The sequence below is a fragment of the Pseudomonas sp. E141 genome, from assembly GCF_052659885.1.
Genome location: NZ_CP084024.1, coordinates 2,974,928 through 2,997,548, shown reverse-complemented (window position 1 = coordinate 2,997,548; position 22,621 = coordinate 2,974,928). Strand labels below are relative to the sequence as shown.

Genomic DNA, 22,621 nt, shown 5'->3' with positions numbered 1-22,621 from the left:
ATGTTGCGCAGCGTCAGGGCTATGCTACAAACGAGTTCTCGGCCACGGATGCATTACCGGTGATTATGAATACGCTTGGAAAGTCTTTACCGCCGCTCGCCAGTTTGTTGCCTTTTGAAGCAGCGGCGCGGCTGGAGAGTTTTTCGAAGGCCGCCGAGGAGCTGCACATTACCCAAGCGGCGATCAGTCGGCAGATACGCGGACTTGAAGAGAATCTTGGGCTAAAGCTCTTCAGTCGGCGCAACCGCGCAGTGTTTCTCACCCAGGAAGGACGCGAGCTTGGGCGTGTGGTGAGCAGCTCCTTGCGCAGTATCAGCGATGTCGCCGAGACCCTTCGCCAGGCGCCTGGCAAGAACCGTGTCGTTCTGCTGTGCCAATTGTGCGAGGCGTTCTACTGGCTGATGCCGCGCCTTTCGTCATTCCACCAGCAATACCCGGAGATCGAAATCCAGGTGGCCACTTCAACCCGGCCGCTGACTGAATTCAATGAGCATTTTGACGTGGCCTTGCAAAGCACCGGGCGCCCCAGTGGTGCGCATGTTCTGGTCTTTACCGCTAGCGATGAGGTGTTTCCGGTGTGCAGTCCGCAATACCTCAATGTCCAAGCGCCCATGCAGGTCAGTGAGCTGGCTCGCCACACGCTTTTGCACTATCGCACCACGCCGCCTCACTGGATGCAGTGGGAGGGTTGGCTGAAAGCGTTTGGACAGATACCGGCTGTTGATCTTCAAGGCACAGTATTTGACAGCTACCCCTTGATGCTTCAGGCGGCGGTGGAGGGGCACGGAATTGCACTGGGATGGCGCCGCACCGCCGCAAGGCTGATTGAGCGTGGGGCTTTGGTGAGGCCTTGCGCGCAAAGCGTTCCGTTGCCTGAAGCGATATCGGTTTTCAGAAGTTCGCACGCAGCAGATCGCGCTGAAGTGAGCGCACTGATCGAGTGGCTTGAGGGGGAGTTGGCAAGTGAGGGCTGACGGCTGTCACCCTGGCGGATTTGCGTGAATCCACTAGAACCTGGCTTGCTTGCACAGGTCATCTGAAAGGAATCAGGTGTGGATTAGTATTTATGCAAAGTGTCCGTGTTTACACAGTGGGTCATTCGACCCGAACCCTCGAACAGTTCGTGGAGATCGTCAGCGGTTTTGGTGTCGATACCATTGTCGATATCAGGACCGTCCCGCGATCACGGACAAATCCTCAATACAATCTGGATACGCTTGCACACCGACTGGCCGAATTCGATATCGGGCATCAACAGATTCCGGAGCTTGGCGGATTACGAAAAAAATCAAAGACCGTTGCCGATGAGGTCAACGCATTCTGGGTCAATCGAAGTTTCCATAACTACGCGGACTACGCCCTTTCGCAAGAATTTGAGGTCGGTCTGAATCGCCTCCTCGCGCTCAGCAAGACTCACCACTGCGCCATCATGTGTGCGGAGGCTGTTTGGTGGCGCTGCCATCGCAGGATCGTCGCCGACTATCTGTTGCTTCGCGGTGTAGAAGTCATCCATATCATGGACAAAGATAAAGCCAATACAGCGGTGTTGAGTCCGGCTGCGAAGGTTCACGGGCTGAAATTGACTTATCCCGCTGGAGAGTGAACAGGGCTACTGAGCTGTGTCGGCCACTGGCTGCCGAGCTTCGGTGCGCACCACCATCCAGATGCCGATCCCGGACACCGCCATGCCCGACACCATTTGCCAGGAAAGAGGTTCGTTGAACATCGCCCAGGCCCACAGCATCGTAACGGGTGGGCTGAGGTACAGGACGCTGGCAACCCGGGTGGCTGACGCGCGGCGCAGACACAGCCAGTAGAGCCCATATCCGCCAATCGTAGACAAGCCCGCGGTCCACAGGACACTCAAGACAAAACCTGTGCTGGGTATCGGTGCGAGGCTGCCCTGTAAGCCCTCGACCAAAGCGAAGGCAAAGCCTGAAACACAGCATTGCAGCCATAGGTTGGGGAGTAGGCCAAAGGACTGCGATGGCGGCAGGTGCTTTTGCCACAATGTCGCGACGGCGAGTGAAAGCATGCCAAGCAGCGGCAGCGCATAAGTCCATAAGGGCGCATCGCCCCAGGCCAGCGCGCCATGTGTCACCAGCGCGGCCCCGACCAGACCGATGACCAGGCCGGCCCAAACCGGCCAGGCCAGTCGCTGTCCCAGGACGCCCGCGGCCAATAAAGCCAGGCCCATGGGAAGAAGGTCGGCGAACAGGGCAGCGAGCCCGGCCGGTACGCCCAAGGCAATGCCTTGGGTAATACCCGCCAGATACCCCGCCATGGCCAGCAAACCGATGCCGGCGTTTTTCAACAGCACGGCAGCCGAGGTTCGCCTCAAGTTCCTGGCGACAAACGGGAACAGAACGAGCGTGACCAGCACGCAGCGCCAGAACACGACCAGTAACGGCGGCGCGTAATCAAGCGAGAAGCGCGCGCCGATGAAGCCTGAACTCCAGCTCAACACCAGCGCCGCCTCGAGTAAGAACAGAGGTATCGCCTGGTGCCATTGAGGTTTGGAGAGAGCAGGGCATGAGATCGATCGGTATGCATTCATGCCCACAGGCTACGAAAGCAGGCTAATCTAATAAATCAAAATATAGTGCAGCAGTCATTCACAAAGGTTGAATTATGCCGGCCATACTCGATATCGAACTGATACGGACTTTTCATGCGGTGGCGCGCATCGGCAAATTCAGTGCGGCGGCGGAGCAACTGCACAAAAGCCCGGCAGCGGTGAGCGTGCACATCCAGCGGCTGGAAGCGGTCGCCGGTGGACGATTGCTCAACCGTGACAATCAGGCGGTTTCCCTTACCGCACTGGGCAAGCGTTTGCTCCTGTCTACCACCGAGTTGCTCAGTACCCACGACCGGGTCTTGGCCGACCTGCATGGCACCCGCCTGGCGGGGCGTATCACCTTGGGCGTGCCGGATGAATATGCGGACCATGTCATCCGCGACATCCTTCCGACATTCGCAGCCGCCTGGCCGAACGTGGTACTGGAGCTCAGGACGGCGCCAAGCTACGCGCTACGTGATCAGGTTCAACGTGAAAAACTTCAGGCTGCGGTGATTGCCCGGCCGAAGGAGCTGCCGGACACAGAGTCGCTGCGGTTAACCTCCACGACACCTGTTTGGGTCGGCCCGATCAATAGCGTGATTGCCTCGACGCAGCCGCTGCCACTGGCCGTGCATGCGGCGCAGTGCCCTTATCGACAAGCCATGGTGGAAGCGCTGAAGCAATGCGCTCGCAAATCGCGCATTGTCCTGGAAAGCCCCTCCACCCAGGCCGTCAAGGCGTGTGTGGAGGCCGGCTTGGCGATCAGTCTGATAGACCGGGCCCGGGTGACGGACAAGATGCAGATCCTCGATGATCTGCCCCGGGTGCCGGAGCACGAGGTGGTGTTCATTCGAGCGCAGGCGTCCCATGCCGATGAGGCGGTGAACCTGCTCTCCCGGGCCATGCAGCAATACTTTCGGCTTTGATGAAAGGGCCGGGCGCAACCACGCCAGGGTTGTTTTTTATCGCCCGACAACGGCGGCGTCCGGGATGGGATCACCCGTATCGCCCCGTCAGTGCGTCTGAATGCGCGTTTGCAATTGTCCGCCGACAATCGAGATTTCTTTGAACTGGTCTGCATCACGCAGGACGAACAAAGCGTCCATGCCGCGCTCTTGTGCCAGGCGAGGGCCATCGGTTTCGCCCAATACCAGCAGCGCTGTGGCCCAGGCGTCGGCGAGCATGCAGGAATTGGCCACCACCGTGACGGCCACGAGCGAGTTGCGCGCTGGAGCGCCCGTAGCCGGGTTCATAGTATGGGCGTAGGACTGCCCCTTCACATCGATCCAGTGTCGGTAATCCCCGGATGTTGCGATGGCAGCCTCGCTGAGTTCCATGACGCCCATGACTTCACGCACGCCCCGACAGGGTTTTTCGATGGCGACTTTCCAAGGTTGGGCGTCAGGTTTTAGACCCCCGGCACGCATCTCGCCGTCAATACCAACCAGATAGCAAGTGATACCAAACCTTTCCAGGCAGCGGGCCAGTTCATCGACACCAAAACCCTTGGCAATCCCATTCAGGTTGAGATGCAGCGGCCCACGTTTACGCACTTGATTACGCTGCCGGTCCACCACCAGTCCTGCGCTGGCGGATGGTCTGGCATGGAGTGGCAACGTACCGAGCACCGGTTGCGTGGCAGATTTTTCGCTGCAACCAAATCCCCAAGCCTCTACCAGGTCACCGACGGCGATATCAAAAGCGCCGCCAGATTGCTCGCTGACACGCAGCGCAGCCGCCAGCACCGTAACCAGTTCTTTGGGCGCAGGCACCCATTGGTGTTCGGGGGCGCTGTTGAGGCGGTTGAGATCGGAGTCGGGTTTCCAAATGGACATTTGCTGGTCTACCCGGGAAACGGCACATGCCAGGCTGCAGCCAACCTCGTTGGTATCCAGCTCGGCTCCAGCATAGAACAGGGCCGTGTATCGGGTGCCCATGGTCTCGCCATTGAGGCTGTAGCGTTGCAGTTCAGTAGACATCTTCACGGTAGCGTCCTTGTACCTTGAGGGCCTGCACACTCAGGTTGAGCGGCGCGAGTATTTCATCCAGTGCCTGCATCACGCCTTTGGCCATTTCACGACCGCCACATACCAACACCTGAGCACCATTCTCAATCAACTGTCGCAGGATTTTCGCATCGTTGATCAGCCGGTCTTGCACGTAACAGGGATCCATCGCCTGGGAGAAGGCGGGGCGCAGTGCGGTGAGGCGGTGGTCGGCCAGGTAGCCGTTCAGCTCCGACTCGTAAAGGAAATCCGATGTCGGGTTGCGCCCGCCCCAATACAGATGCATGGGATGGTGGGCCGTGTTATTACGAATAAAACCGGCGAGGGGACCTATGCCAGTACCGGCGCCGATGAGAATCACGGGGTGAGCGCCCAAGGCCGGGCGAAATTGTGGGTTGGGCTGGATAAAGGCTTCTATCGGCGCGCCGATGTCCAGACTGTGGAGCAATTGTGAGCACAAGCCCCCTTTGTGTTTGCGTACGCATATCTCCAACACGCCGTCCTGTGAACCACAGGCCAGCGAGTAGAAACGCGGAACCGAGCTGCCAGGGGGCAGAATGCCAACCAGATCACCGGCTTCAAAGGTGGGCAACCTTCCAGGCGCCTTGAAACGCAGTACGTGGGTGGGGGTGTCTACCTTTTCACCGTAGACGATGCGCTCGGCCAGCACCAGTCTATGGGTATGCGGTTGTTTTGCCGTGTGGACCAGCATCAGGTCATCCCCCAACACCTCGCCCAATGCTCGGCCCCAACGGGCAAACTCCTGAGAAGATTGGCGGTTGATGGTCTCCAGCCCCATCAAGGGTGAACCACCGGCCTGCAACAAGGCTTCCTGTACCTGCTGGGCGAACTGACAGAAACGTGGAAACTGCCGGTCACCAAAGCCCAGTACGGCGAATGGCTGACCAGGCTTGAGACCGACTTTGGCCAGCCTTGCCAGAAACTGCGCAGCCTGGGCCGGAGCGTCGCCGTCGCCGTGGGTCGCGGTGAGGATGAACAGGCGCTGGGCGTTGCCGTAGTCATTGGAATACTGGTTCATCGCCGCGCTATGGACACGGTGGCCGGCCTCATGCAAAGCAACATGCAAGGCGTTGGCGAACCCCCACGTGGTGTTGTGTTCACTGCCCACCAGGATCACGCTGTCGGCGGTTTGCGCGGTGCTGTTATTGCGGATGTTGGGTCCGGATCTGCGGCGGTCCCACCACATCAGGATGCCGGTGATGCTCATCAACGGCACACAGAGTGCACAGAGGCCTAGCAACAAGCCGAGCCACCAGAGGCCCTCACCTGTATGCAGTTGATAGATCATTTCGTAGGCGTTGTGCATGGCGTCGTGGGCCTGGTAAGACAGCAAGGCGCCTGAGGCCTGGTCCACGTAGCCGTCACCCTGGGCTGTGCGTAAGGAATACACGTCCTGCGGGTTGCTGGGACTTGGATAGACCAGTTCGCGCAGGTCATTCAGATCGGTGACCTGCAAGGCTGGCAGGTTCGCCACCGACAACGCCGGGCCGGTACTGACATAGGTGGGAAAGGTGGGCTCACTTTGGCTGCCGTCGGCAATCAAGTCGAAGGTCGTGGCGCACATATAAAGCCCGCTGAGTGCCGACAGGAGCAGCCCAGGCAAGATCAGACGGCCGACTTCAGCGTGCCAGCGCTGGTTGAAGTCGCCACGCAATGGCCGCAGAAGGTTGCGCCAGCCGCCCACCCGACGGACCAACAACAGCACTCCGGAGACTGACAGTAGCAGCATGAACAGCGCGCCGACGCCCGCTACTCCATGACCTGGTGTGCCAAGCAACAGCGACCGGTGCAGCCCCTTCATCCAGCGCGAGAAGGCGGATGGTTCATAAGCCTCCAAGCCTCGACCCGTCAGTGGGTCAACCTTTTCGGCTCCAGCCTGACCGTCCTGGTTGTAGTAGACGATGACGGTCCCCGACGCTGTGCGCTGGATCTGCTCCACGCCGGGAAAGTGCTTGGCTACGCGCCCGGCCAACTGACCGACGTTGACCTGCCCGGCGGCGGTGGCCGTGCCGGCCAGGCGTTCCAGAGCCGGGTTGACCGACAAAATCGCGCCGCTGATGGCCAACAACATGACCAGCAGGGCAGCGATCAGGCCGGGCAGGGAATGAAACTGGCGAAGCATGTTCAGTCTCCGGAAACGGCAGGGGCTACAAATCGTAAGTAAAGGATTCGACGTAAGTACTGCCGGCCGCCGGCTTGCCTGCGCCTTCGGACGTCAGGGGGACACTGACATCGGCGCGGACATCACGCTTGTCTTCAACGGCACTGTCGATTCGGATCTGATACCCGGCATCGATCAGGGTATCTGCAAGCTCGACGCTGACTTTGAGTGTGCGCCCACTGCCGACACTGGCGCCGCTGACCCCGTCGAACTCACTGGGATTGAGCTTGCTTCCACGTGCCCAGTCACTCAGGTGCTTGTAATACTTGGATTTTTTTCCGGCCACCCAAAGAGTCTTCTGGTATTGACCGTTGGCATCAGTGAGATAAATCGCCAGATACGCATCATTTCCGCTGTAGCGTTTGAGTTGGGTCGTCAGGGTGACTTCGCGGGCCTGGGCCAGCCCCGGCAGGGCGATGCTGATAGCGCCGGCGATACAGGTTGCAGCGATAAATTTTTTCATGGCCTTGTCCTTTCTTGAGCGTTGATACAGAGCCTGGACCTGCTTGCTGACAGCAACCTGAAGGGCCGCAAAATTGTCATTTGATTAACGGCTTTCCGAGGTATTCCCCGCCATCGCTGTCGGCCCGGAAGTGGATCTCCAGCTTGCGCAGGTGCAGCGATGCCGGTGAGTAGCGGGCTTCGACAACATTGCCTTGGCGGTCCAGTCCCTTGAGCTTGTAACAACCGTCGTCGACCTTGATGCGCTGCACACTCCAGCCGTATTGCCGCTCTACCTGCTGACGCAAGGTTTCGCGTGATTGCCAGTCGCTGACGGGGTCGCTGCAGTCTTCATCGGCCACCGCGTATCCGTTGAAAAGCACGCTCAATAACGCGGTACTGGCTATAAAACCTGATTTCATGATCCATCTCCTATCAAGGCGCCATCGTTGGCATAACCTACGGCGCAATCCTGACATTCACCTGAATCTTCAGATTGACCTCAGTTAAGACGGTCAAGGTTCTGCACGACACGATCACAGGAGCTGCCAGATGCGGGTTTTATTGGTTGAAGATGCGCCAGGTTTGGGGGAAGCGGTGCGAGAGCAGATAGCCGATGATGGCCATGCGATCGATTGGGTCCAGCGCCTGGACCATGCGGGTAACAGCATGCGTACCACACCGTACGATTTGATACTGCTTGACCTGATGCTTCCTGACGGTCGCGGACTTGATTTTTTGCGTCAGCAGCGTGGTGCCGGGGTCGCGACACCGGTGATCATCCTGACCGCACAGGATCAGATATCTGATCGCATCGCGGGTCTTAATGCCGGGGCCGATGATTATCTGGTCAAACCGTTCGACCTGTTCGAGCTTTCGGCACGCGTTGCAGCTGTGGCGCGCCGTTACAGCGGTAACCCCAACCCGCAGATCAAGATTGGCGAACTACAACTGGATATGAGCGCGCGTACGGTGCTGCGCGCCGATACCACAGTGGACCTTACGGCGCGGGAGTGGGCATTGTTCGAGGCCTTCGTGCAGCGCCCTGGCGCGCTATTGTCCAAGTCGCAGCTTGAAGAGCGCTTATACGCCTTCGGCGCCGAAATCGAGAGCAACACTATCGAGGTGTACATCAGCCGGCTGCGCAAGAAGCTAGGTCGTGACGTCATCGAAACCGTGCGTGGCATGGGCTACCGGCTGATATCCCTATGAGCGCCTCGGGCAGTCTGCAAAAACGTCTTGGCGTTGGATTGACGCTGGGCATGACCTTGCTTTGGCTGGCGGCGACCGTCGGCACATGGCGGGTGGTGCAACATGAGTTGGATGAAGTGTTCGACAGCGCCCTGGAGGAGACCGCGCAACGGATCCTGCCTCTGGCTGTTCTGGAGATCAGCAATCGCGAAGAACCGCAAAGCGCACAACTTGTGGCTACCTTGAAAATGCACAAGGAGCATCTGACCTACCTGGTGCGCGATGCCAGGGGCAAGATCCTGATGCAGTCTCACGATGCCAACCCGAAGATATTTCGCAAAACACCGGCTGAAGGTTTCTCCACAACCGAAAAATATCGCCTGTATGGCGCCAGTGCGTTACGCGAGTCGGTGTTCATCGAAATCGCCGAACCTCTTGACCATCGCCGAGAGGCCGCGCGGGAGGCCTTGCTGGCCTTGTTATTGCCGTTGTTGGCGCTGATTCCCATCAGTCTGGTGGGCACTTGGTTATTCGTACGTCTGAGTTTGCGCAGCGTCATGGCCTATCGGCGTGCCGTGGAGGCCCGGGGGGCGGGTGACCTTTCGCCGATCAAAGTGTTGCGATTGCCAGCAGAGATCGATCCGCTGGCTGAGGCGGTCAACCATCTGCTCAAACGTTTGCGCAAGACCCTGGAGGCCGAGCGTAGTTTCACCGCCAACAGTGCCCATGAACTGCGTACGCCACTGGCTGCGACGCTGGCGCAGGTCCAGCGACTGCGCCAAGAAGCGCCTGAAGGCCCCTTGCGGCTGCGTGCAGCGAAGATCGAAAACTCGTTGCGCGAGCTGGCCCGGCTCTCGGAAAAACTCATGCAATTGGCCAAGGCTGAGGGCGGTGGGCTATTGGCGCAGAGGCCTCAGGACCTCATCCCGTTGTTGGCCCATGTGGTCGATGAGTGGCGTCAAAGCAGCGGTCGCCAGATCGAACTCTTGCTTCCGGCTCAGGCCGGCGTCTACTCGACCATCGATCCAGACGCTTTTGGCATCCTTTTGCGCAACCTGATCGAAAATGCCTTGAAATACGGCGCGACGGAGCACCCCCTGGAGGTCAGCCTTTCTGACCAGGCGCAACTGCGGGTGGTCAATGGCGGCCCGGTAGTGCCGCCGGCCAGATTGCAGCGCCTGACCGAGCGTTTTGTACGCGGTCAGAGCGACGCAAGCGGGTCAGGATTGGGGTTGGCGATCGCCAAAGCGATTGTGCTGGGGATCAACGGACAAATAACACTGGCATCGCCGGCGAAGGGCCGCCAGGACGGATTCGAAGTCAGCGTATGGTTACCGCTCGCCTCGACGACCCAAGGCTGAAAAGCATGTTTTGCACGTGCTGCAGCCTTGGGCCCGGTTTGGTCAGGGAAGCAGGCGGGGGACCCCCGCCACACTTATTGCTTGCGACCCGGCAGCGGCGGCGTCCGCGGCGGGACCACCCGTTTGGAGCCCAGCGACTCAAACGCCGAAGCCAGGCGCAACAGGGTCGAATCGTCATAGGCACGTCCGGCAAACGTCAGCCCTACAGGCATGCCAATGTCCGCCATCACGCCCATCGGCACCGTGACGGTGGGCACGCCCAGGTGCCGGATGGCCAGGTTGCCATTGGCGACCCAGACCCCGTTGCTCCAGGCGATATCGGCGGACGCCGGGTTGATATCTGCATCTGCGGGGCCAACGTCGGCGACTGTCGGGAATATCACCGCATCGAGCCCAAGCCGGTCCATCCAGTCTTCAAGATCGATTCGACGTGTCTGTTCAAGGCCCCGCAGTCCGTCCGCCAGGGTGGGGATCTGGTCCCACGGCGTAATGCCGCGCTCGGCCATCCTGACGTATTCATCCATGCCAGCGGCCAGGTCGTCCTCACGGTTGGGCAGGGTGCCCGGGTCATGGGGGAATATCAGTGGTCCGTCAACATCGGCCAGGCGATTGAGTTTCGGATCACCGTTGGCGCGCAGAAAGTCATCGAACGCCCAGGCTGACAGGTCCCACAACTCATGGTGCAGGAACTCCTTGGACACCAGGCCCCGAGTGAATACGGTCGGCGCGCCCGGACGATCACCTTCGCAGTTGGACACCAGCGGGAAATCGACCTCAATCACTTGCGCGCCACAGGCTTGGAGCGCCTTGCGGGCGTCTTCCCACAGGGCCATGACCGAGGCACGGGTGTTGATTCGCTGCCCCGTCGGCCCGCCAATGCCGGGAGCCTCAGCCGTGCCCGCTTCGGGATCGGCGTTGATGTACATGCGCGGAACTCCGAAGCGGACCCCAGCGAGTGCTTCCTTATGCGCGGCAAGGCCCGGGTATGAGGCGGGGCGAACCGAGTGGACAGGCGGGAGGGGCACCCAGGGTTGCATGCGCCACAGATCGCCCCGGGTATCAGGATCGTCCGCCACCACGACGTCGAGCACTTCGAGAAGATCCGCCATCGTCCTGGCATAGGGCACGACGACGTCCATTGTTGGCGTCAACGGCCAGTTGCCGCGTACCGAAATCACCCCGCGCGAAGGTGTATAGGCACACAATCCGTTGTTCGAGGCCGGGCCCCGGCCACTCGACCAGGTTTCTTCGGCAAGGCCGAATGCGGCGAAACTGGCTGCCGTTGCAGTGCCTGCACCGTTCGAGGAGCCCGATGCGAAAGGGGCGGTGAGGTAGTCCGCGTTATAGGGGCTTTCAGCCCGGCCATAGACACCGCGCTGCATGCCGCCATTGGCCATGGGCGGCATGTTGGTCTTGCCCAGGCAGATCGCCCCGGCGGCGCGAAGCCGTTCGATGGTGAACGCATCGCGATAAGCGATCAGGTTCGCGAACGCCGGACTGCCAGAAGCCGCCGTGAGCCCCTTCACCAGATAACTGTCCTTGGCGGTATAGGGAATGCCATCGAGCGGACCGAGGGTTTGTCCCTTGGCCCGACGGGCATCGGACGCGTGTGCTTCTTCCAGGGCATCGGGGTTTCGCACGACCACAGCGTTGAGGGCGGTGGACGTGTCGGCGCCGTCATAGGCATCGATCCTGGCAAGGTAGGCCTGGACGAGTTCGACCGCGGTCGTCTGACCGGACTGGAGCGCTGCGCGCAGTTGTGCGATGGAGACTTCGGTAATTTCGATCATGCTGTTACCGTTGCGGCTGACTGTGGGTGTGACGCGCGGGGCCATTCAAACTGGGTCTTGGGCACTTCAGACATCTCAACGTGGGTTCTCATGTTGGTTGCATGCACTTTACTACGGGATAACCGCCAGAGGGCCTAATTAGAAAACCGCCCACACTCGGGCAGTACCTTTTGTATAGAATACGGCCCAAGGGTGTCACCGCAAAACGCGGCAGGGCAGGTTTAATCAAGCGCAGGTCGGGCCGCCAGCGCGGAGTCGCTGTGCCTATGAGCCCGGAACCGTTGCGCCTGAATAATAAAAGTGAGTCACCTTCCGCCATGGCTTTCCTCTCCCGTTTTTTCGCCGCTGAATCCGCTGGCGGCCTGATCCTGATGGCTTCCGCCCTGGCCGCGCTGATCGTAGCCAATTCGCCCTGGTCAGAAGTGTACTTCTCCACGCTGCACATCAAAGCCCTGGGGCTTTCGGTGGGGCACTGGATCAATGATGGCCTGATGGCTCTGTTCTTTTTACTGGTCGGCCTTGAGATCAAGCGTGAAATGCTTGAAGGCCAGTTGTCGAGTTGGGGCCAGCGGGCCCTTCCGGGATTTGCGGCGCTGGGAGGCATGCTGCTGCCGGGCCTGATCTACGTGGCGATCAACTGGGGTAATGCACAGACTTTGGGCGGCTGGGCGATTCCCACCGCAACTGACATCGCGTTTGCTTTGGGGGTGTTGTCGCTGCTGGGCAAGCGTGTGCCCATTTCCTTGAAAATCTTTCTCTCCGCGCTGGCGATTCTGGATGACCTTGGGGCCGTCCTCATCATCGCGATCTTCTACACCAGCGATTTGTCGACGAACATGCTGCTGGCGTCCCTGGGCGTTACGGCACTGCTGGTGGTACTCAACCGTTGCGGCGTCAAGCGGCTGTTTCCCTATGTGATAGCCGGCGCACTGCTCTGGTACTTCATGCTGCAATCGGGCATCCATGCGACCTTGGCCGGGGTCATTCTTGCCCTCTGTATCCCCCTTGGAGACTCCAACGAAGGCGGGTGGTCGCCGCTGCTCTACCTCGAAGAAAAGATGCATCCGTGGGTGGCTTTTGCGGTCGTGCCCATCTTCGGCTTCGCCAATGCCGGCGTGTCCCTGGCCGGTATTTCGCCGAATAATCTGCTTGATCCGGTACCGATGGGCGTGGCGATGGGGCTGTTGCTGGGCAAACAGCTTGGGGTGTTCGGGTTGGCGGCGCTGGCCATTCGTTTCGGCTTGGCCAAACTGCCTGAGGGGGCCAGATGGTCGCAGATGTACGGCGTGGCGCTGTTGTGCGGGATCGGATTCACCATGAGCCTGTTCATCGGTGCGCTGGCATTTCCCAATGCGCCGCATCTGGTCGATGAGGTCAAAGTCGGTGTGCTGCTGGGCTCGACCCTGTCGGCCATCATCGGCGTCATGTTGCTGATGAAAGTAGGTCCCAAGAAAAACTGATGTGAGACGCGGCAGGGGCATTATCCATGCCGCGTTATCCAGTTCATCTCGCCTGGGTTAACCACAGTATTTCTCGTTCGCAGCGATGCTGTGGTCATGGCGAGGCGGTTGGCGTCATTTCTACGCTTTCTTTCGGGAACCAGGCCTGGGTCCGGTTGGCAAAAGCCACCAGCGACAGCATCACCGGCACTTCCACCAGCACCCCGACCACGGTGACCAGGGCCGCCCCGGAGTTAAGGCCGAACAAACCAATTGCCACCGCCACCGCCAGCTCGAAGAAATTCGAGGTGCCGATCAGGGCGCAGGGTGCCGCCACGTTAAAGGGTACTTTCCATAGCCGCGCCGCCGCGTAAGCAATGGCAAAAATGCCGTAGGACTGGATCAGCAAGGGTACGGCAATCAAAGCAATCAGCAGTGGTTTATCCAGAATGATCTGCCCCTGAAACCCGAAAAGCAGCACCACGGTGCCCAGCAGGCCGAGTATCGACAGGGGTTTGACCCGAGCGTTGAAGCGCGTGACCGCATACTCGGCCTCGCCGGCGTTTTGCGCCGAGGCACTGAGCTTCAGCCGGGTGAGTACCCCGGCAATCAGCGGGATCAACACATACAGCCCGACCGAAAGGATCAGGGTTGCCCAAGGCACCTCAATGTCAGTCACGCCGAGCAACAGCGCCACCAGCGGCGCGAAGGCGAAGATCATGATCACGTCATTCAGTGCCACCTGCGCCAGGGTGTAGGTGGCGTCGCCGCGTGTCAGCTGCGACCAGACGAACACCATGGCGGTACACGGCGCGGCGCCGAGCAGGATCAGACCGGCGATGTATTGGCCGGCATCGCGAGGATCGATCAGGTCGATAAAGAAATAATGAAAGAACAACACCCCCAGCCCGGCCATGGTGAACGGTTTGATCAACCAGTTGACCACCAGGGTGATGATCAGCCCCTTGGGCCGTTCGTGAATGCGCTTGAGGCTGGAGAAGTCCACCGACACCATCATCGGATAGACCATCAGCCAGATCAGTACCGCGACAATGAAATTGACCGAACCGTATTCATAATCGGCCATGGTCTGGAACAGCCGTGGGAACAGACTGCCCAGACCAATGCCGGCGGCGATACAGAGGGCGACCCACACTGACAGGTAGCGCTCGAAAAAGCCGATGGGCTGGCGGGTGCTCATACTCAAACCTCTTCTTTGTACGTCTGCGCGCACAGGTTCCGGATGCAGAGCGTATATGAAAAAAAACATATATTTCTGAACTGAGCGCGATCCTGTTCAGAGAATACCCCCAAGAGGATTCTATCTCGTTCTGATTGTAGACGTTGCGTGGCAGGGAAAATAAACGGCGGGGGCTTTACCTTATATTCGGATAATCATATATTCGGTTTTCCGTATATTGGATGAGGCTTCATCATGACTGGCAAAGCCCGCGTTCTCTTCGTCTGCACCGCCAACGCTGCTCGTTCCCAGTTAGCCCAAGCGCTGCTCAGGCACACGGATTCGGAACATTTCGAGGCGTTCAGCGCCGGCACGGTTCCGACCGCGGTCGACCCGCGCACCTTCGAGGTCTTGTCGCACCTTGGAATCAGTACTGACGGGTTACGCAGCAAGTCGATTGATGAGTTTCAGGGAGAGCGTTTCGATTACGTGATTACCCTGTGCGATAAAGCAACTGCGCAGTGCCAGTCGCTCCCCGATGCTGGCGAGGCCTTGACCTGGAGCTTTGAAGATCCGGTCACCAGCACCAAGCCCGACGCGTTCCGTCACACGCTTCACGAAATTCATGAGCGCATCAAGATGTTTGTCTTGGTGAAAACCAAACACTGAGAACTGAAATGGCTGACCATCTGACCCCGACCACTGTCTTCAAATGCCTGGCCGACGACAATCGGGTGCGCATGATGCTGCTGATCACCCGAGAGGGGGAGTTGTGCGTCTGCGAGCTGACCTGTGCGTTGAACGAGAGTCAGCCCAAAGTCTCCAGGCACTTGGCGCAGTTGCGCACCTGCGGTTTGCTCTCGGACCGTCGGCAAGGTCAATGGGTTTACTACCGACTGCACCCCAATCTTCCTGACTGGGTGCTGCAGGTACTGACCGTGGTACTCGAAACCAACAAGCACTGGTTAAGCCCCGATGCCAAGCGTCTGGAAGCAATGGGGGACCGTCCTGAACGGGTCGCCATTTGTTGTGAGAGCAAAATTGCCTGACGAGCCCCGGTAGACGATGCCGCTGGTTTGATGATTCCCAAAGCGCCGTCGCGCAGGAAAAGACTATGTTTGATGACTCTATTCCCCAACTCGAAACCGAACTGGTTGATCTTCCGTCGACAGACAAACTCGGTATCGAAACCACATCCAGCCACAAGCCACGCATTTTGCTGCTGTACGGATCGACGCGCGAGCGTTCCTTCAGTCGCCTGTTGGTAGAGGAGGCCGCTCGGTTGTTGGAGCACTTCGGCGCCGAGGCGCGGATTTTCAATCCGTCGGGTCTGCCGTTGCCGGATGACGCACCGGTCGATCACCCCCGGGTCCAGGAGCTGCGCCAGCTGATGCAGTGGTCCGAAGGCCAGGTCTGGTGCTCGCCGGAACGCCACGGGTCCATGAGCGCGGTGTTCAAGGCGCAGATTGATTGGGTGCCGCTGGCCATGGGCGCGGTACGCCCGACCCAGGGCAAAACCCTCGCTGTCATGCAGGTATGCGGTGGCTCGCAGTCGTTCAACGTGGTCAATCAGCTGCGGGTGCTGGGACGCTGGATGCGCATGTTCACCATCCCCAACCAATCTTCCGTGCCGAAGGCCTATATGGAGTTTGACGACAGCGGCCGGATGAAGCCTTCGCCGTTCTATGACCGCGTGGTGGATGTGATGGAGGAATTGGTGAAGTTCACGCTGCTGCTTCGCGACCGCCAGGATTACCTGGTCGACCGTTATTCCGAGCGCAAGGAGTCGGCGCAAGAATTGATGAATCGCGTCAATCAGCGCTCCATCTGAGTCAAGCCCAACGCCTGGTTCGACCGGCAGTCGAACTCCATAGACACCAGCCATAGGAGCACAACAACATGACGATCAAAGTGGGTATCAACGGTTTTGGACGTATCGGTCGCCTGGCATTGCGGGCCGCCTGGCATTGGCCGGAGTTCGACTTCGTGCAGATCAACGATCCGGCGGGTGACGCCGCGACCCATGCGCATCTGTTGAACTTCGATTCGGTGCATGGTCGCTGGAATGCAGAGGCTGGCTCCGAGGGCGACAACATCGTCATCGATGGCAAGCGCATCAAGGTCACGGCCAATAAAGCGATTGCCGACACCGATTGGTCGGGCTGCGATCTGGTGATCGAAGCCAGCGGAAAAATGAAGACGGTTGCCGTGCTTCAGGGCTATCTCGACCAGGGTGTGAAGCGCGTGGTGGTCAGCGCCCCGGTGAAGGAAAAAGGTGCATTGAACGTCGTCATGGGCGTCAATCATCAGCTGTTCAAGCCCGACGACCATGCCATCGTCACCGCCGCTTCATGCACCACCAACTGCCTGGCGCCGGTGGTGAAAGTCATCCACGAGAAGCTCGGCATACGCCACGGTTCGATCACCACCATTCACGACCTGACCAACACCCAGAGCATCCTCGATCAACCCCACAAGGACCTGCGCCGTGCGCGGGCTTCGGGCATGAGTCTGATTCCCACCAGCACCGGCTCGGCCACCGCCATCGCGGAAATCTTCCCGGAGCTGCGCGGGCGCCTCAATGGTCACGCCGTGCGCGTGCCACTGGCCAACGCTTCGCTGACCGATTGTGTCTTCGAGGTCGAGCGAGCCACCACCGTCGAAGAAGTGAATCAGTTCCTCAAGGACGCTTCCGAGAACGAACTCAAGGACATCCTCGGTTTTGAGGAGCGCCCATTGGTGTCCATCGATTACCGAACCGACCCGCGCTCGTCGATCATTGATGCGCTGTCGACCATGGTCATCAATGGCACCCAGGTCAAACTCTACGCCTGGTACGACAATGAGTGGGGCTATGCCAACCGCACCGTGGAACTGGCCCGGATGGTCGGTCGGACAGTCTGAGGAACGGTCATGAAAGCGTTGTCAGCCCTCGCTCCGCAAGTGCGGCAGTACCTGCTCGTCACCGGCAATTACTGGGCCTTCACCCTCACCGATGGCGCCTTGCGCATGTTGGTGGTGCTGCATTTTCATGCGTTGGGCTACAGCCCGCTGCAAATCGCCGCGCTGTTTTTGTTCTACGAAATCTTCGGCGTGATCACCAACCTGGTGGGCGGCTACCTCGGTGCCCGGCTTGGCCTGAACCGAACCATGAATATCGGCCTGGGGATGCAGGTCGTGGCGCTGTTGATGCTGACAGTTCCCTTGGCCTGGTTGACCATCCCCTGGGTGATGGGCGCTCAGGCGCTGTCCGGGATCGCCAAAGACCTGAACAAGATGAGCGCGAAAAGCTCGATCAAGCTGCTGGTTCCCGATGGTCAACAGGGGCAACTGTACAAGTGGGTGGCGATTCTCACCGGCTCCAAGAATGCCCTCAAGGGCGTTGGTTTCTTCCTGGGGGGCGCCCTGCTGGCCCTCATCGGCTTCAAAGGTGCGCTGCTGGCGATGGCCGGCGTACTGGCGTTGATCTGGATCGCCAGCCTGATCCTGTTGAAGAAAGACTTGGGTAAAGCGAAAGCCAAGCCCAGGTTTCGCGACATCCTCTCCAAGAGCCGCGCGATCAACATTTTGTCGGCGGCACGGATGTTCTTGTTCGGTGCCCGCGACGTCTGGTTTGTGGTGGCCCTGCCGGTTTACCTGAGCAGCGTTTTCGGTTGGGACTTCTGGAAGGTCGGCGGTTTCCTCGCGGCCTGGGTGATCGGCTACGGCATCGTGCAGTCTTTTGCGCCCAACATCACTGGCAAGAAACGTGGGCACGTGCCGGATGGTCGCGCGGCGTGTCTGTGGGCAATGGCATTGGCGGGTCTGCCCGCGGCCATTGCGCTAGGACTCGACAGCGGGTTGGCACCACAGACGGTGCTGCTGGGTGGGCTCATGGTCTTTGGAGCGCTGTTCGCGGTGAACTCTTCGTTGCACAGCTACTTGATCGTGTCTTACGCCAAGGAAGACGGCGTGTCGCTGGATGTGGGTTTTTACTACATGTCCAACGCCATGGGACGGCTGATCGGAACGGTGCTTTCTGGCTGGGTTTATCAAGTGTACGGGCTGCAGGCGTGCTTATGGATCTCCAGCGCCTTCGTGCTGCTCGCCGCTTTGATTTCCATTGGATTGCCTCGCCACACCAGTGCGGCAGTCGATCTTTAACCACCTTCAGACTTCGTTAAGAAACGGCCTCGATACTTTCTCCCCATACCCAAGGGAGAACGTTGACCCATGCCCGATTCTGACTGGAACATCCATCTACCGCTGGCTTTCGGCAATGCCGGCCAGCCGGTTCGCCACTTGCACCGGGCTATGCCGGGAGAGCCCCGCCGGGATGAGTTCGAAGCCTTCATCCACCGACGTTTCCACCAGGCGCACGGCGCCGAGATTCGTCACTTCATGCCTGAACTGTTCGGGCTCGATGATGCCGACGGCAGGCTTTGCGCCGTGGCAGGCGTGCGTCTGGCCGCCCAGGGACCGCTGTTTCTCGAGCATTATCTGGACGATCCCATCGAGCCTTTGATCAAGGCCGACGCAGACTGCGCAGTGGATCGCGCCGGCATTGTCGAAGTTGGCAATCTGGCCGCCAGCGACACCGGCAGCGCTCGCCTGAGCATTATCGCGATCACCTATCTGTTGGCGATGGGCGGGCTGGAGTGGGTGGCGTTCACCGGCAATATCGGCCTGGTCAACAGTTTCCATCGCCTTGGCCTCAAGCCCGTGACCCTGTGTCCGGCCGACCCGCAGCGCCTGGGGGAAGACCGTCACCTCTGGGGCCGCTACTACGAGAGTCAGCCATGGGTTCATGTCGGCAACATCCGTGCAGGCTTCGTTCATCTGCGCGACGCCGGTCTGTTCGACCGCCTGGGGTTCTCACAGACTTACGGGGAGGCGTGCCATGTTGCCTGAAGTGGAGCGCTTCAAACTCACCCTGCGTGAGCATGCCCAACGCAAGGGCTACGCCGTGGCGCTGTGGGGCGATAACTTGCGGCTGGACTACGCCACGCTTTATTCCGAAGTGGTGTACCGCCAGCAACGCCTGCGCGATGAACACATAAAGGTTGTTGCCCTGGCCCTGGATAACGGTGTCGAAGCCATGCTTTGGGACCTGGCGGCTTTGTTCGAAGGTCTGGCCTGCGTCATCCTGCCGGGTTTTTTCAGTCCGGCTCAACGCTTGCACTGCCTGGAGCAGAGCCAGGCGCAGCGGGTGATTGCCGAGCCGGGACTGGCCGCCGAACTCCAGGTCGCCGGTTACCACTGCAGCGGCGAGTTCTGGCATAAAGATTACGCCGGACCGAGCCGCCTGCCGGCGGGCACCGCCAAGCTGACCTTTACCTCGGGCACCACCGGCACGCCAAAAGGTGTCTGCCTGAGTGCCGACAGCCTGCTGCGGGTCGCCCGTGAGCTGGAACAGGCCAGTCAGCCGGTCAACCCAAGGCATCACCTGGCGCTGCTGCCCCTCGCGGTGCTTCTGGAAAACCTCGGGTGCTACGCGGCGCTGTATGCCGGGGCGATGCTCAGCCTGCCTGGCCAGAAAACCCTTGGCATCCAGGGCGCCAGTGGCGTCGACCCGGCGCGCCTGTTGGCGTGCCTGACCGAGCGCCGGGCGCAGAGTCTGATCCTGGTTCCACAATTGCTGCTGATGCTGGTCACGGCCGCCGAGCAGAAAGCGTTCTACCCACACGCTTTGCGGTTCGCCGCCGTGGGCGGTGCGCGGGTATCCCATGATCTTCTGCAACGAGCCCAGCGTGCTGGCGTGCCGGTATTCGAAGGCTACGGGCTGTCGGAATGCGCTTCGGTGGTGTGCCTCAACCGCCCACAGGCCAACCGCGCCGGCAGTGTCGGTCAGCCGTTGCCCCATGTGCAGGTTCGTCTGGCCGAAGACGGCGAAGTCATGATCAAGGGCTCGACCTTGCTCGGATACCTGGGGGAGCCTCCGCCGCCCGACGACTGGTGGCCCAGCGGCGACTTGGGGGAGTTCGACGCCGACGGGTTCCTGTACCTGCGCGGGCGCAAGAAGCACCAATTCGTCACCAGCTTCGGTCGCAACGTTAACCCTGAGTGGGTCGAAGCCGAACTTACCCAAGGCGGCACCATCAGTCAGGCCTTCGTCTATGGCGAAGCCTTGCCGCGCAACCATGCATTGCTGTGGCCCACCCGCGCTGACTGCTCTGATCAAGCGCTGGATCTGGCGGTGAGCAAGGCCAACGAGGCGTTGCCCGATTACGCGCAGGTCCATCACTGGACGCGACTGGCGCACCCCTTCACCGCAGCCAACGGCCTGCTCACCGCCAACGGCCGACCGCGCCGTGAAGCGATTGTCGAGCATTACCGCGGGTTGTTCAGCGAATCCATTCTGTCCGAGGAATATCCGTCATGAGTTTTTTCGACACGTTGCAAGAAGCCACCCATCAGGAACGTCAGACGCTGTTCAACCTGCCGATCATCCGTGACGCCCTCGACGGCCAGGTCAGCCTGGCCAGTTACCGGGCGTTTCTGATCCAGGCCTACTACCACGTGCGCCACACCGTACCGTTGATGATGGCTTGCGGTGCACGCCTGCCAGCGCACCTGGAATGGCTGCGCAAGGCCGTGTGCGAGTACATCGACGAGGAATACGGTCATGAGCAATGGGTGCTGGATGACATCGCCGTGTGTGGAGGCGACAAGGATGCGGTGCGTGATGGTCAGCCGTCGCTGCCTATCGAGTTGATGGTCAGTTACCTGTATGACTTGATCGCCCGGGGCAATCCGGTGGGGCTGTTCGGCATGGTCAACGTGCTCGAGGGCACCAGCATCGCTCTGGCGACCCAAGCCGCCGACGCCATTCGTGAACACCTGGAACTGCCGCCCACCGCTTTCAGCTACCTCAGCTCCCACGGGTCGCTGGATATCGAGCACATGCAGACCTATCGCGGCCTGATGAACAAGCTGGAGGATCCGGCCGACCAGGCGGCGGTGATCCACGCCTCCAAAGTGGTGTACACGCTCTACACCGAGATGTTCCGGGGCCTGCCCCGTGACGAGGGGGACCAGCATGCGCCTGTGTGACGCCCGGATCGTCTTGACCGGTGCCAGTGGCGGAATTGGCCTGGCCATCGCCCAGGCCCTATGCGCCAGTGGCGCTCGGGTGTTGGCCGTGGCCAGGCATCGCGAAGCGCTGGAACCCTTGATCGAACGCTACCCGCAGCAGTTGTACTGGGTTGGCGCAGACCTGACTGTGCCAGGTGATCGGCGCAAGGTGCTGGCCGCCGCCGAGGCCTTGGGCGGCATCAACCTGCTGATCAATGCCGCCGGTGTTAACCACTTTGCCATGCTCGAACAACTCGAGGACAGTGAGATCGACGCCATGCTGGCGTTGAACATCAGCGCGCCGATCTGTTTGAGCAAACTGTTGCTGCCACTGCTTAAACAGGCCGCCAGCGCCATGGTGGTCAATGTCGGCTCGACCTACGGCTCGATCGGCTACCCAGGCTACGCCAGTTACTGTGCCAGCAAGTTCGCCCTGCGCGGGTTCTCCGAAGCACTGCGCCGGGAATTGGCGGACACCCGTGTCGGCGTGCTCTACGTGGCGCCCCGGGCTACACGTACGTCGATGAACAGCCCGGCGGCCCAAGCCCTCAACCAGGCGCTCAAGGCCAACGTCGATGACCCACACGCCGTGGCGTCGGCGGTCATACATGCCATTACCGGCGACCGTCGCGAGCTGTATCTGGGCTGGCCCGAGCGTTTTTTCGTCGGCCTCAACAGCCTGCTGCCCAACCTGGTGGACCGTGGCCTGCGCAAGCAACTGCCACTGGTTCGCCGTCTGAGCCATAAACCTGAGAACGAGCACCTCAAACCATGAAAAAAATTCTGATCTGTTTACTGTTCGGCGCCCTGGCTCAAAGCGCCTGGGCCTTGGATGACGCCGACCAGCAGCGTCTCACAGGCATCCAGCAAAGCTGGGCGCATATCCAATATGAGTTGCCTGAGGGGCAGCGTGCCGATGCCTTTGAAAAACTCGCCGCCCAGGCTTCGGCGTTCAAGCAGCAACGCCAGTCAGTGGCCGAGGCCTGGATCTGGTCGGGCATTGTCAAAAGCAGTTGGGCAGGGGCCGCAGGCGGGATCGGTGCGCTGGGCAAGGTCAAGGACGCCAAGGCCGATCTGGAACAGGCCCTGGCCCTGGATCCCAAAGCCTTGCAAGGCTCGGCCTACACCAGCCTCGGCGCACTCTATGATCGGGTTCCCGGCTGGCCCTTGGGGTTTGGCGACTCGGACAAGGCCGAGCAACTGCTCCAGCAGGCGCTGCAACTGAACCCAAACGGCATTGACAGTCTGTACTTCTGGGGCGATCACCTCTACCGTCAGAAACGCTACGCTGAAGCCCGGGTTGCCCTGCAAAAAGCCTTGCAGGCAGCGCCACGGCCCGGCCGGGAAACCGCTGACGCGGGGCGCCGCAAGGAAATCGAAGCGTTGCTGGTGGATGTGAACAAAAAACTTGGCTGAGA

At 60.1% G+C, this 22,621-nt stretch carries 23 protein-coding genes; 16 read left to right on the top strand and 7 right to left on the bottom strand.

Annotation, left to right across the window (positions count from 1 at the left end):
* Positions 1-65 precede the first annotated feature (65 nt).
* Together GKKCFE_RS13375 and GKKCFE_RS13370 are read left to right on the top strand one after the other, a co-directional pair.
* The gene (locus GKKCFE_RS13375) at positions 66-974 is read left to right on the top strand and encodes a LysR substrate-binding domain-containing protein (RefSeq protein WP_445578038.1); all 909 of its coding nucleotides are present in this window, start codon (positions 66-68) and stop codon (positions 972-974) included.
* 92 nt (positions 975-1,066) lie between these two features.
* Positions 1,067-1,603, top strand: coding sequence for a DUF488 domain-containing protein (locus tag GKKCFE_RS13370; RefSeq protein WP_047225640.1), 537 nt, complete (start codon positions 1,067-1,069; stop codon positions 1,601-1,603).
* Between the two features lie 6 nt (positions 1,604-1,609).
* On the opposite strand, the gene GKKCFE_RS13365 is transcribed toward GKKCFE_RS13370, so the two are convergent.
* Positions 1,610-2,557: a DMT family transporter gene (locus GKKCFE_RS13365; RefSeq protein WP_445577993.1), complete on the bottom strand. Its 948-nt coding sequence runs from the start codon at positions 2,555-2,557 to the stop codon at positions 1,610-1,612.
* A 74-nt stretch (positions 2,558-2,631) separates the two neighbouring features.
* Here GKKCFE_RS13365 and GKKCFE_RS13360 point away from each other — a divergent pair, with 74 nt between their 5' ends.
* Positions 2,632-3,486, top strand: a complete 855-nt coding sequence (locus GKKCFE_RS13360) for a LysR family transcriptional regulator (protein ID WP_107322795.1) — start codon at positions 2,632-2,634, stop codon at positions 3,484-3,486.
* Between the two features lie 87 nt (positions 3,487-3,573).
* Here GKKCFE_RS13360 and GKKCFE_RS13355 read toward each other — a convergent pair whose 3' ends face one another.
* From GKKCFE_RS13355 to GKKCFE_RS13340, 4 genes are all read right to left on the bottom strand, one after another.
* Positions 3,574-4,539 carry an FAD:protein FMN transferase gene (locus tag GKKCFE_RS13355; RefSeq protein ID WP_139050066.1) on the bottom strand — a complete coding sequence of 322 codons (966 nt, stop codon included), beginning with the start codon at positions 4,537-4,539 and terminating at the stop codon, positions 3,574-3,576.
* Complete coding sequence (locus tag GKKCFE_RS13350) at positions 4,529-6,709, bottom strand: PepSY domain-containing protein (protein ID WP_445577992.1); 2,181 nt, start codon at positions 6,707-6,709, stop codon at positions 4,529-4,531. Before GKKCFE_RS13350 ends, GKKCFE_RS13355 begins: the two co-directional genes overlap by 11 nt.
* Positions 6,710-6,734: 25 nt before the next feature.
* On the bottom strand, positions 6,735-7,211 hold the full coding sequence (locus tag GKKCFE_RS13345; protein ID WP_445577991.1) for a DUF2271 domain-containing protein: 477 nt from the start codon (positions 7,209-7,211) through the stop codon (positions 6,735-6,737).
* Positions 7,212-7,287: 76 nt separating this feature from the next.
* On the bottom strand, positions 7,288-7,611 hold the full coding sequence (locus GKKCFE_RS13340) for a PepSY domain-containing protein (protein WP_139049870.1): 324 nt from the start codon (positions 7,609-7,611) through the stop codon (positions 7,288-7,290).
* A 130-nt stretch (positions 7,612-7,741) separates the two neighbouring features.
* On the opposite strand from GKKCFE_RS13340, the gene GKKCFE_RS13335 reads away from it, so the two are divergent.
* Positions 7,742-8,401 (top strand): response regulator transcription factor, encoded by a 660-nt coding sequence (locus tag GKKCFE_RS13335; RefSeq protein ID WP_445577990.1) that lies wholly within the window; start codon positions 7,742-7,744, stop codon positions 8,399-8,401.
* Positions 8,398-9,741 (top strand): ATP-binding protein, encoded by a 1,344-nt coding sequence (locus GKKCFE_RS13330; protein WP_445577989.1) that lies wholly within the window; start codon positions 8,398-8,400, stop codon positions 9,739-9,741. The genes GKKCFE_RS13335 and GKKCFE_RS13330 overlap by 4 nt, the downstream gene beginning before the upstream one ends.
* Before the next feature lie 74 nt (positions 9,742-9,815).
* On the opposite strand, the gene GKKCFE_RS13325 is transcribed toward GKKCFE_RS13330, so the two are convergent.
* Positions 9,816-11,531 carry an amidase gene (locus GKKCFE_RS13325; RefSeq protein WP_445578037.1) on the bottom strand — a complete coding sequence of 572 codons (1,716 nt, stop codon included), beginning with the start codon at positions 11,529-11,531 and terminating at the stop codon, positions 9,816-9,818.
* 266 nt (positions 11,532-11,797) lie between these two features.
* Between GKKCFE_RS13325 and nhaA the strand changes: the two genes are divergently transcribed.
* Positions 11,798-12,991: a Na+/H+ antiporter NhaA gene (nhaA, locus tag GKKCFE_RS13320; protein ID WP_139049874.1), complete on the top strand. Its 1,194-nt coding sequence runs from the start codon at positions 11,798-11,800 to the stop codon at positions 12,989-12,991.
* A gap of 94 nt (positions 12,992-13,085) precedes the next feature.
* On the opposite strand, the gene arsB is transcribed toward nhaA, so the two are convergent.
* Positions 13,086-14,171, bottom strand: a complete 1,086-nt coding sequence (gene arsB, locus GKKCFE_RS13315) for an ACR3 family arsenite efflux transporter (RefSeq protein WP_322833924.1) — start codon at positions 14,169-14,171, stop codon at positions 13,086-13,088.
* A gap of 234 nt (positions 14,172-14,405) precedes the next feature.
* Here arsB and GKKCFE_RS13310 point away from each other — a divergent pair, with 234 nt between their 5' ends.
* The 10 genes from GKKCFE_RS13310 to GKKCFE_RS13265 all read left to right on the top strand — a co-directional run bounded on the left by GKKCFE_RS13310 (position 14,406) and on the right by GKKCFE_RS13265 (position 22,619).
* Positions 14,406-14,819, top strand: coding sequence for an arsenate reductase ArsC (locus GKKCFE_RS13310; RefSeq protein ID WP_047225645.1), 414 nt, complete (start codon positions 14,406-14,408; stop codon positions 14,817-14,819).
* Between the two features lie 8 nt (positions 14,820-14,827).
* Positions 14,828-15,199, top strand: coding sequence for a metalloregulator ArsR/SmtB family transcription factor (locus GKKCFE_RS13305; protein ID WP_047225646.1), 372 nt, complete (start codon positions 14,828-14,830; stop codon positions 15,197-15,199).
* Positions 15,200-15,264: 65 nt separating this feature from the next.
* The gene (arsH, locus tag GKKCFE_RS13300) at positions 15,265-15,981 is read left to right on the top strand and encodes an arsenical resistance protein ArsH (protein WP_322833925.1); all 717 of its coding nucleotides are present in this window, start codon (positions 15,265-15,267) and stop codon (positions 15,979-15,981) included.
* 68 nt (positions 15,982-16,049) lie between these two features.
* The gene (locus GKKCFE_RS13295) at positions 16,050-17,054 is read left to right on the top strand and encodes an ArsJ-associated glyceraldehyde-3-phosphate dehydrogenase (RefSeq protein ID WP_076384302.1); all 1,005 of its coding nucleotides are present in this window, start codon (positions 16,050-16,052) and stop codon (positions 17,052-17,054) included.
* Positions 17,055-17,063: 9 nt separating this feature from the next.
* On the top strand, positions 17,064-18,293 hold the full coding sequence (gene arsJ / locus GKKCFE_RS13290; RefSeq protein ID WP_445577988.1) for an organoarsenical effux MFS transporter ArsJ: 1,230 nt from the start codon (positions 17,064-17,066) through the stop codon (positions 18,291-18,293).
* 69 nt (positions 18,294-18,362) lie between these two features.
* Positions 18,363-19,040, top strand: coding sequence for a thermostable hemolysin (locus GKKCFE_RS13285; protein ID WP_047225650.1), 678 nt, complete (start codon positions 18,363-18,365; stop codon positions 19,038-19,040).
* The gene (locus GKKCFE_RS13280) at positions 19,030-20,511 is read left to right on the top strand and encodes an AMP-binding protein (RefSeq protein ID WP_445577987.1); all 1,482 of its coding nucleotides are present in this window, start codon (positions 19,030-19,032) and stop codon (positions 20,509-20,511) included. The genes GKKCFE_RS13285 and GKKCFE_RS13280 overlap by 11 nt, the downstream gene beginning before the upstream one ends.
* A complete protein-coding gene (locus GKKCFE_RS13275; RefSeq protein ID WP_445577986.1) occupies positions 20,508-21,182 on the top strand; it encodes a TenA family transcriptional regulator in 675 nt (224 codons plus the stop codon). The genes GKKCFE_RS13280 and GKKCFE_RS13275 overlap by 4 nt, the downstream gene beginning before the upstream one ends.
* Positions 21,169-21,978, top strand: a complete 810-nt coding sequence (locus tag GKKCFE_RS13270; protein ID WP_047225653.1) for an SDR family oxidoreductase — start codon at positions 21,169-21,171, stop codon at positions 21,976-21,978. The genes GKKCFE_RS13275 and GKKCFE_RS13270 overlap by 14 nt, the downstream gene beginning before the upstream one ends.
* On the top strand, positions 21,975-22,619 hold the full coding sequence (locus tag GKKCFE_RS13265; protein ID WP_076384310.1) for a tetratricopeptide repeat protein: 645 nt from the start codon (positions 21,975-21,977) through the stop codon (positions 22,617-22,619). Before GKKCFE_RS13270 ends, GKKCFE_RS13265 begins: the two co-directional genes overlap by 4 nt.
* Positions 22,620-22,621 lie beyond the last annotated feature (2 nt).

What these genes read in the sequence shown, in the direction of transcription:
- GKKCFE_RS13375 (WP_445578038.1), top strand. Translation starts at nt 66, where the DNA reads ATGAATACGCTTGGAAAGTCTTTACCGCCGCTCGCCAGTTTGTTGCCT.
- GKKCFE_RS13370 (WP_047225640.1), top strand. Translation starts at nt 1,067, where the DNA reads ATGCAAAGTGTCCGTGTTTACACAGTGGGTCATTCGACCCGAACCCTC.
- GKKCFE_RS13365 (WP_445577993.1), bottom strand. Translation starts at nt 2,557, where the DNA reads ATGAATGCATACCGATCGATCTCATGCCCTGCTCTCTCCAAACCTCAA.
- GKKCFE_RS13360 (WP_107322795.1), top strand. Translation starts at nt 2,632, where the DNA reads ATGCCGGCCATACTCGATATCGAACTGATACGGACTTTTCATGCGGTG.
- GKKCFE_RS13355 (WP_139050066.1), bottom strand. Translation starts at nt 4,539, where the DNA reads ATGTCTACTGAACTGCAACGCTACAGCCTCAATGGCGAGACCATGGGC.
- GKKCFE_RS13350 (WP_445577992.1), bottom strand. Translation starts at nt 6,709, where the DNA reads ATGCTTCGCCAGTTTCATTCCCTGCCCGGCCTGATCGCTGCCCTGCTG.
- GKKCFE_RS13345 (WP_445577991.1), bottom strand. Translation starts at nt 7,211, where the DNA reads ATGAAAAAATTTATCGCTGCAACCTGTATCGCCGGCGCTATCAGCATC.
- GKKCFE_RS13340 (WP_139049870.1), bottom strand. Translation starts at nt 7,611, where the DNA reads ATGAAATCAGGTTTTATAGCCAGTACCGCGTTATTGAGCGTGCTTTTC.
- GKKCFE_RS13335 (WP_445577990.1), top strand. Translation starts at nt 7,742, where the DNA reads ATGCGGGTTTTATTGGTTGAAGATGCGCCAGGTTTGGGGGAAGCGGTG.
- GKKCFE_RS13330 (WP_445577989.1), top strand. Translation starts at nt 8,398, where the DNA reads ATGAGCGCCTCGGGCAGTCTGCAAAAACGTCTTGGCGTTGGATTGACG.
- GKKCFE_RS13325 (WP_445578037.1), bottom strand. Translation starts at nt 11,531, where the DNA reads ATGATCGAAATTACCGAAGTCTCCATCGCACAACTGCGCGCAGCGCTC.
- nhaA (WP_139049874.1), top strand. Translation starts at nt 11,798, where the DNA reads ATGAGCCCGGAACCGTTGCGCCTGAATAATAAAAGTGAGTCACCTTCC.
- arsB (WP_322833924.1), bottom strand. Translation starts at nt 14,171, where the DNA reads ATGAGCACCCGCCAGCCCATCGGCTTTTTCGAGCGCTACCTGTCAGTG.
- GKKCFE_RS13310 (WP_047225645.1), top strand. Translation starts at nt 14,406, where the DNA reads ATGACTGGCAAAGCCCGCGTTCTCTTCGTCTGCACCGCCAACGCTGCT.
- GKKCFE_RS13305 (WP_047225646.1), top strand. Translation starts at nt 14,828, where the DNA reads ATGGCTGACCATCTGACCCCGACCACTGTCTTCAAATGCCTGGCCGAC.
- arsH (WP_322833925.1), top strand. Translation starts at nt 15,265, where the DNA reads ATGTTTGATGACTCTATTCCCCAACTCGAAACCGAACTGGTTGATCTT.
- GKKCFE_RS13295 (WP_076384302.1), top strand. Translation starts at nt 16,050, where the DNA reads ATGACGATCAAAGTGGGTATCAACGGTTTTGGACGTATCGGTCGCCTG.
- arsJ (WP_445577988.1), top strand. Translation starts at nt 17,064, where the DNA reads ATGAAAGCGTTGTCAGCCCTCGCTCCGCAAGTGCGGCAGTACCTGCTC.
- GKKCFE_RS13285 (WP_047225650.1), top strand. Translation starts at nt 18,363, where the DNA reads ATGCCCGATTCTGACTGGAACATCCATCTACCGCTGGCTTTCGGCAAT.
- GKKCFE_RS13280 (WP_445577987.1), top strand. Translation starts at nt 19,030, where the DNA reads ATGTTGCCTGAAGTGGAGCGCTTCAAACTCACCCTGCGTGAGCATGCC.
- GKKCFE_RS13275 (WP_445577986.1), top strand. Translation starts at nt 20,508, where the DNA reads ATGAGTTTTTTCGACACGTTGCAAGAAGCCACCCATCAGGAACGTCAG.
- GKKCFE_RS13270 (WP_047225653.1), top strand. Translation starts at nt 21,169, where the DNA reads ATGCGCCTGTGTGACGCCCGGATCGTCTTGACCGGTGCCAGTGGCGGA.
- GKKCFE_RS13265 (WP_076384310.1), top strand. Translation starts at nt 21,975, where the DNA reads ATGAAAAAAATTCTGATCTGTTTACTGTTCGGCGCCCTGGCTCAAAGC.